Annotated in this window: 1 protein-coding gene; it reads right to left on the bottom strand. The window is 74.6% G+C overall.

Annotated features, from left to right (window positions below; all coding sequences use genetic code 11):
- Nucleotides 1-800, bottom strand: an 800-nt coding sequence (locus tag CCN51_RS31850) for a beta-ketoacyl [acyl carrier protein] synthase domain-containing protein (RefSeq protein WP_143675941.1), incomplete at both ends; no start/stop codon positions are given.

Here is an 800-nt window from a genome sequence, read left to right as displayed (position 1 = left end):
CTGGCCCCCTGCGTGTGGCCGAGGTTGGACTTCACCGCCCCCAGCAGCAGCGGGCGGTCGGCCGGGCGGCCCTCGCCGTAGACGGACGCCAGCGCCTGGGCCTCCACCGCGTCACTGAGCAGGCCACCGGTGCCCTGGCCCTCGACCGCGTCGATCTCGTGCGGCAGGAGCCCCGCGGCGGCCAGCGCCTGCCTGATCAGCCGCTGCTGGGCGGGGCCGTTCGACGCGCTCACGCCGTTGTTGGTGCCTTCCTGGCCGATCGCGCTGCCACGGACCACGGCGAGCACGGGACGCCCGTGCGCGCGGGCGGTGGAGAGACGCTCCAGGAGCACCACGCCCGCCCCCTCGGCGAAGGCGATCCCCTCGGCCCCGTCGGCGAACGAGCGGCAGCGGGCAGCGGCGGGCAGCCCTATCCCCCGGCCGGTCCCGATGAACGTCTCCGGGCTGGACATCACGGTGACGCCGCCGGCCAGAGCCATGGAACACTCGCCGCCGCGCAGCGACTGGCAGGCCAGGTGCAGCGCCACCAGGGATCCGGAGCAGGCGGTGTCGAGGGTGGCCGTGGGCCCTTCGAGGCCGAAGACGGAGGCGAGGCGGCCGGACAGCACGGCGCTCGAACCGCCGGAGGCGATGTGGCCGAGCAGCTCGTCGGGGACGTCCTTCAGGTGCGGCGTGTAATCCTGGCCGGTGGTGCCCATGAAGACGCCACAGCGCCGGCCGCGGACCGACCGTGGGTCGATCCCGGCCCGCTCGAACGCCTCCCAGGTGGTCTCCAGCAGCAGCCGCTGCTGAGGGTCCAT

The organism is Streptomyces milbemycinicus (genome assembly GCF_002154605.1).
In the GTDB taxonomy this organism is placed as follows: domain Bacteria; phylum Actinomycetota; class Actinomycetes; order Streptomycetales; family Streptomycetaceae; genus Streptomyces; species Streptomyces milbemycinicus.
This window is presented reverse-complemented; position numbering and strand designations above follow the sequence as displayed.